A 6000-nucleotide genomic window follows, 5' to 3' on the forward strand; every position below is an offset into this window, starting at 1 on the left:
CGGGAGTGCCCGATCCGGTGTGTGAGGTCCCGGGAACGTCGTCAAGCAGTGGACGTGTCTCACACAGGAGGATCGGTTCGCACCGGCATGGGACGGTTTTTCCGGTGTCGCACTGCGTCGCCATGGCTGCGCCCGGAACGCCTTGACCGGTAGGCTTTCCGTGTGATCTTCAAGCGCATCGGAAACGGCCGGCCGTACCCCGACCACGGCCGGGAAAGCACCCGGCAGTGGGCGGACGTCGCGCCGCGCCCGGTCCGCCTCGATCAGCTCGTGACGACCAAGCAGCAGCTGGACCTCGAGACGCTCCTCGCCGAGGACTCGACCTTCTACGGCGACCTCTTCGCGCACGTCGTGAAGTGGCAGGGCGATCTGTACCTGGAGGACGGGCTGCACCGCGCCGTACGGGCGGCGCTCCAGCAGCGCCAAGTGCTGCACGCACGCGTGCTCGAACTCGACTGACGCCCGTTCAGCGCCGTCCCCCGGTCGCGTTGTGACCCTTTCGGGTTGGAGTGCCCCAGCACTGCACCCAGTCGAATGATCATCTAGTAGGCATTGCAGCCCGGGCGCACTACGCTGCGCTCATGAGCATGCTCACTCCACCTGGCATGGGCGGCCAGTACCGGATCACGGGCGACCGATACCCGCGGATGCGCCGGCCCCGGCGGCGCGGGAGGCTCGTCGCGCTGGCCGTCGCCTCCGCGGCCGTCCTCGGCCTGGGGAGCTGGGGCACGCTGCAGCTCATCGACGTGTTCACGGGCAACGACGACTCCGCCGCCGCGGCCGGCACGAAGGCGGACTGCGCCACCAAGGCGGCCCCCGTGGCCGCCCCCAAGGCGTTCCCCGTGCCCGGCACGATCACGGTCAACGTCCTCAACGCCACGACCCGCAGCGGCCTGGCCCAGAAGACCGCCGACGAGCTGAAGAAGCGCGGCTTCAAGATCGGCGAGGTCGCCAACGCGACCAAGGAGTACGACAAGAAGGTGAAGGGCACCGGTGTGCTGCTCGGGCCCGCCACCGCCCTCGACACCTCGCTGCCGGTACTCGGCGCCCAGCTCGCCGCCGCGGAACGCCGCACCGACCCCGTCCGCAAGGGCACCGAGCTCGACCTCATCATCGGCGACGGCTTCCGGGAACTGACGAAGAAGGCGGACGCCGACCGGGCCCTGACCGCACTGGCCAACCCGGAACCGGCACCCGCCTCGAAGAAGAACTGCTGAGAGCGCGGGGGAGGACCTCCGCCTACTCGGCCGCCCCGTACATCCGGTCCCCCGCGTCGCCGAGGCCCGGCACGATGTAGCCGTGCTCGTTGAGCCGCTCGTCGACCGACGCCGTGACGACGGTCACCGGCGTGCCGGCCAGCTCGCGCTCCATGACCTCCACGCCCTCCGGCGCGGCCAGCAGCACCACGGCGGTCACATCGTCCGCGCCGCGCTCGATCAGCTCCCGGATCGCCGCGACCAGCGTGCCGCCGGTGGCGAGCATCGGGTCCAGGACGTACACCTGACGCCCGGAGAGGTCCTCCGGCATCCGGGTGGTGTACGTCGAGGCCTGCAGCGTCTCCTCGTTGCGGATCATGCCGAGGAAGCCCACCTCGGCGGTCGGCAGCAGCCGCACCATGCCGTCCAGCATGCCGAGCCCGGCCCGCAGGATCGGCACCACCAGCGGGCGCGGGTGGGAGAGCTTGACGCCCGTGGTCGGCTCCACCGGCGTGCTGATGTCGACCTGCTCGGTGCGCACGTCACGCGTGGCCTCGTAGGCGAGCAGGGTGACCAGCTCGTCGGCGAGGCGGCGGAAGGTCGGGGAGTCGGTGCGGCGGTCGCGCAGAGTGGTGAGCTTGTGGGCGACCAGGGGGTGGTCGACGACGTGGAGACGCATGTCGTCAACATTAACCGGGCCCCGAGTGCTCGGCGTCCCCGCGGCACGGCAAGCGTTCCGGTGTCCCCGTCACTCGTTCGCTGGCGTCAAACCGCCCGTCCGGGGGAAGGTGGGAGGGACGGACTGGAGTGATGAAGCGATGCCTGAGCAGGAAGACCGAGACGATCCGTCGCCGCGCGACATGCCCGGCCCGGGCGGGGGCAGGGCCGGTACGGAGACCGAGTCGGAGGCCGAGCGACGCCGGCGACGCGCCCGGTTCCTGCGCGAACTCGCCGAGGCTCGCGCGCTGCGCGACCGCGTCCAGCCGCGCCGCGCCAAGGCCGCCCGCCTGCGACACGCGATGCGCATGCGGACGTTCCGCTGGTAACCCCGCCACGTTGCGTTCGTAGGCCCGCCCCCCACCGCCTTCCGCCCGCAGCCCCGGCACCTCACCACAGGCGGTTGCACCGCCTACCGCCGCCGATCCGGCCACGTCCCGCGCAGATCCACCGCCCACCCTCCGCAGGCCCGGCGGCTCACCGCGGCAGCCGGCACGATCACGCTGGTCAGCGCAGGCCTACTGGCCCACCAGCCCGCGCTCGCCCCCACCCCCACGTGCAGACGCCCCCCTCCGCCCGCAGGCCCGGCTCCCCGCAGACAATTGCACCGCCCTCCACCGCCGATCCCGCCGCGTCCCGCGCAGATCCACCGCCCACCCTCCGCAGGCCCGGCAGTTCACCGCGACGGCCGGCACGATCACGCTGGTCAGCGCAGGCCTACTGGCCCACCAGCCCGCGCTCGCCCCCACCCCCATCGGCAGACGCACCGCCCTCCACCCGCGAACCACCCCGATGCCCAGATCTGCCGCATCCCGCCCGCAGGCCCGGTGCCTCCCGCCGACTCGCCGTGTCCCGCCCTGCGGCCCACCGCCTCCCCTCCCTCCGCAGGCCCAGGACCTCCCGTCGGGCAGACGCACCGGCCTCCACCGTCGAACCCGCCGCCTCCTACCCGCAGACCCGCCGCCCTCCCCCGCGCGCACCGCCCCGTTCCCCCTCGGAGGTGCCGCCGCCTGCCCGCAGACGCGCTGCAATGCCCCTCCGCTCCCCCGTCGGCGGAATCGTCGCTTCCGAGTGCCGCGCGGATGTGGGGGGCCGGCCGCGTACGATCCGCACGTGGCAGCGACAGCGGTGCAAGTGCGCTGGTGAGTCGTTCGGGGGCGCACTCGGCCCCCTGCGGTCGAAACTGCCGGACACAGGGAGCCGAAGACGTCCCCTGACGGCCTTGTTTCTGCCACGATTCCGAGTGGGCGGGGCTCGGGTCACCGACTCCCGACCGCACACCTCCGCCGGGGGGATCCCCAACCGGCACGCCTATGACCAGTGGGAGAGTCACGGTGTACTTCGCCGCACTGCTCGCGCGCACCGAAGACGGGTGGGATGCGAGCGACACGGAGCTCGACGATGTGGAAACCCTGTCGGATCTGGCCGACCTGGCCCGGGAAGCCTCTCCCGACGACGACACGGTGCTCGTGCTGATCGAGAAGGAGGAGGGCTGGTTCGGCGTCGTCCGGGTGGACGGCGAGGAGGACCCCCGGGTCTACGTCTCCGACGCCGCCGCGGCCGCCCGCAGCAGCTACGGCGAGATCCTGCTCACCGACGAACTGCTCGGCCGCCAGCCCGGGGACGACGGCACCGACCTGGACGCCCTCGACCTCGACGGCACGGAGGACGGTGAACCGGACGACGAGGACGCCGACGACGGCGCCGCGTCCGCCGGCCCCGCCGACGCCGTGCCGCACGGACCGGTCGGTGACGCGCAGGTCCTGGAGGACCTGGGCGTGAGCGAGAAGGAGCTGCGTTCGATGACCGGGGACGCCGTCACCGAGATCGCCGACGCCCTCGGCGCCTCCGAGGTACTGGAGACCGTCCGCTGACCGTGCCGACCACCACCACCCCCGCGTCCGGACCGCCGGACCCGGTACGCGACCGCTGGCGGGCGCCGATGCGACTCGCCCTGGCCGAGGCCGCCCTGGCCGTCCGGGGCGGGGACGTCCCCGTCGGCGCCGTCGTACTGGCCCCGGACGGCACCACCGTGCTCGCCGCCGCCCACAACGAACGCGAGGCCGGCGGCGACCCCACGGCCCACGCGGAGGTCCTCGCCGTGCGGCGGGCCGCCGCGCGGCTCGGGGAGTGGCGGCTGACCGGCTGCACCCTGGTGGTGACCCTGGAACCGTGCACGATGTGCGCGGGGGCGCTCCAGCAGTCCCGGGTGAACCGGATCGTCTACGGCGCCCGGGACGAGAAGGCGGGCGCGGCCGGCTCCCTGTGGGACCTGGTCCGCGACCGCCGGCTCAACCACCGTCCCGAAGTCATCGGGGGAGTGCTCGCCGAGGAGTGCTCCCGGCTGCTCACGGAGTTCTTCCGGAGCCGCTGAATACCGATTTCAAACCACGCCCCACCGTGCTGTAAGGTCTCCCTCGGTAGCGTGTCCGAGCGGCCGAAGGAGCTCGCCTCGAAAGCGAGTGTGGCGCAAGTCACCGAGGGTTCAAATCCCTCCGCTACCGCTGGTAGACGAAGGGCCCGGTCCGATGGACCGGGCCCTTCGTCTCTTCCCGTCTCGTTTTCCGTCTCAGTTGACCCTGCAGCGTCCACCTTGGCGACCTACCAACAAAGCCGCGAGCAGCGCCCCTTCGGCACCTTTGGGGCTTTCGCATAGATTTGCTCCCGAGGGCCTTTTGTCGCATTTGCGCCGTAGCGCTTTGTAGCACTATGCGACCTTTTGCACCCCGAAAATGGTGACGTGCGCCACAAAACCCCTGATCAACTTTGACCTGATCAAAGCGATCATGCAACGTATTTCCGTCGCCCCCCGGGGCCTAGCCCGACTTCCTTCAAAGGAGAGTTGGGCTTTCTTGCTGTCTGAGGCCCTACAAGCCCTGAGAAGGGATGGAGGGCCACGCAATCCCGCGAGGCCCGGAAGAGGGACCTGTCCGCCGGGATCTTGGCGGGTCGAGGCGGACAGGCCCCCGGAACCCCAAGGGGCCCACCTTGACGGTACACATCGAAGGTGTCCGGATCGCGATCATGGCAGTCGGTTGCCTGATCGGTTACTTCGTCTTCAAACACTCCGCGAGCACGCACCCCGGTCTTCCCGCGACCCGAGGAGACGTCGTCGGGGCGATCACTGCGGCGTGCGCCGTGATCACCGTATTGATGCTCCTCTTCGGTGATGTCGGCGAGTCTGAGCAGACGGGAAACATGCCGCCGGAGGTGCATCCCACGTCGGCCGTCACCACGTGGCCGCTATCACCGTCCGCTCAGCGGAGCTAGCCAGTAGCCACATCCAGCAGGCGTCCCACCCCGGAAGAGGTGGGACGCACAGCAGAGATACTCAGCCGTCGACCGTCGGCTCGGGCCCATCCGACTGCCAAATGAGGTCATCGACCTGTCGGGCGATGTTGGTTCGAACCGTGTCCACCATGTGCTGGTACCGCGCGGCCATGGCCGTGGACGACCAGCCCATGAGCCCCATCACGGCGCGCTCAGACACCCCGAGGATCAGCAGCACCGTGGCGGCCGTGTGTCGCGCATCGTGCAATCGGCCGTCCCGAACCTTCGCGGCGGTGAGCAGATCCTTCCAGTCGTCGTAGTCCGTTCGGGGGGACGTTCCGCGCCCGGTCTCGGTGGCGAAGAGCCACCCTTCCTCCGTCCACTTGTCCCCGGCCGCCACCCGTTCGGCGTCCTGGCGCTTCCTGTGTGTTCGAAGCAGATCCACAAGCTGTGGGGGAAGGCCGACAGCTCGGCGGCCGGCGCGGGACTTCGTATCGGCCGTCTCGGGGTTGGTCCGCTTGCGCTGCGGGCAGTACCCGGCCTTCCGACCGCAGGCATCACCGCATCCGTGGGCATAGCGGGGGCGCCGGCGGCTGCGACGGACCATCAGCACTCCCCCGTCCAGGTCGACATCGGTCCACTTGAGACCGAGCGCCTGATGGCGTCCCGCTGTGTGGTGTAGGGGATCTCCGCGGTTGAGTGCGCGGTTTCCGCTCCCTGGAGTGCACCGTCTGCCGGTGTCTGCTCCCTGCTCAACTGGCAGGCCACCGTGCAACTGTCCGGAGTGAACGGGCAGTTCGACCCCAGGGGGTGCACG

The 6000-nt window shown here is 70.7% G+C and carries 7 protein-coding genes, 1 tRNA gene and 1 pseudogene; 7 read left to right on the forward strand and 2 right to left on the reverse strand.

Features of this window, described 5'->3' with window-relative positions; translation table 11 throughout:
• Nucleotides 1–162: 162 nt before the first annotated feature.
• Complete coding sequence (locus tag ACZ434_RS30750) at nucleotides 163–459, forward strand: type II toxin-antitoxin system VapB family antitoxin (protein ID WP_004943146.1); 297 nt, start codon at nucleotides 163–165, stop codon at nucleotides 457–459.
• Nucleotides 460–605: 146 nt separating this feature from the next.
• Nucleotides 606–1217, forward strand: a complete 612-nt coding sequence (locus ACZ434_RS30755) for a LytR C-terminal domain-containing protein (RefSeq protein WP_468461634.1) — start codon at nucleotides 606–608, stop codon at nucleotides 1215–1217.
• A gap of 22 nt (nucleotides 1218–1239) precedes the next feature.
• Here ACZ434_RS30755 and upp read toward each other — a convergent pair whose 3' ends face one another.
• Nucleotides 1240–1875 (reverse strand): uracil phosphoribosyltransferase, encoded by a 636-nt coding sequence (gene upp, locus ACZ434_RS30760; protein WP_468461620.1) that lies wholly within the window; start codon nucleotides 1873–1875, stop codon nucleotides 1240–1242.
• Between the two features lie 139 nt (nucleotides 1876–2014).
• On the opposite strand from upp, the gene ACZ434_RS30765 reads away from it, so the two are divergent.
• The 5 genes from ACZ434_RS30765 to ACZ434_RS30785 all read left to right on the forward strand — a co-directional run bounded on the left by ACZ434_RS30765 (nucleotide 2015) and on the right by ACZ434_RS30785 (nucleotide 5183).
• The gene (locus ACZ434_RS30765; RefSeq protein ID WP_468461622.1) at nucleotides 2015–2242 is read left to right on the forward strand and encodes a hypothetical protein; all 228 of its coding nucleotides are present in this window, start codon (nucleotides 2015–2017) and stop codon (nucleotides 2240–2242) included.
• A 1005-nt stretch (nucleotides 2243–3247) separates the two neighbouring features.
• Nucleotides 3248–3787: a tRNA adenosine deaminase-associated protein gene (locus ACZ434_RS30770; protein WP_468461636.1), complete on the forward strand. Its 540-nt coding sequence runs from the start codon at nucleotides 3248–3250 to the stop codon at nucleotides 3785–3787.
• A 68-nt stretch (nucleotides 3788–3855) separates the two neighbouring features.
• Nucleotides 3856–4287 carry a tRNA adenosine(34) deaminase TadA gene (gene tadA / locus ACZ434_RS30775; protein ID WP_468461638.1) on the forward strand — a complete coding sequence of 144 codons (432 nt, stop codon included), beginning with the start codon at nucleotides 3856–3858 and terminating at the stop codon, nucleotides 4285–4287.
• A 45-nt stretch (nucleotides 4288–4332) separates the two neighbouring features.
• A tRNA-Ser gene (locus ACZ434_RS30780) sits at nucleotides 4333–4417 on the forward strand.
• Between the two features lie 484 nt (nucleotides 4418–4901).
• A complete protein-coding gene (locus ACZ434_RS30785) occupies nucleotides 4902–5183 on the forward strand; it encodes a hypothetical protein (RefSeq protein WP_468461624.1) in 282 nt (93 codons plus the stop codon).
• A gap of 61 nt (nucleotides 5184–5244) precedes the next feature.
• Here ACZ434_RS30785 and ACZ434_RS30790 read toward each other — a convergent pair.
• A pseudogene (locus tag ACZ434_RS30790) lies at nucleotides 5245–5841 on the reverse strand (tyrosine-type recombinase/integrase); the annotation flags it as partial.
• Nucleotides 5842–6000: the final 159 nt, after the last annotated feature.

The organism is Streptomyces sp. NPDC030893, from assembly GCF_055571535.1.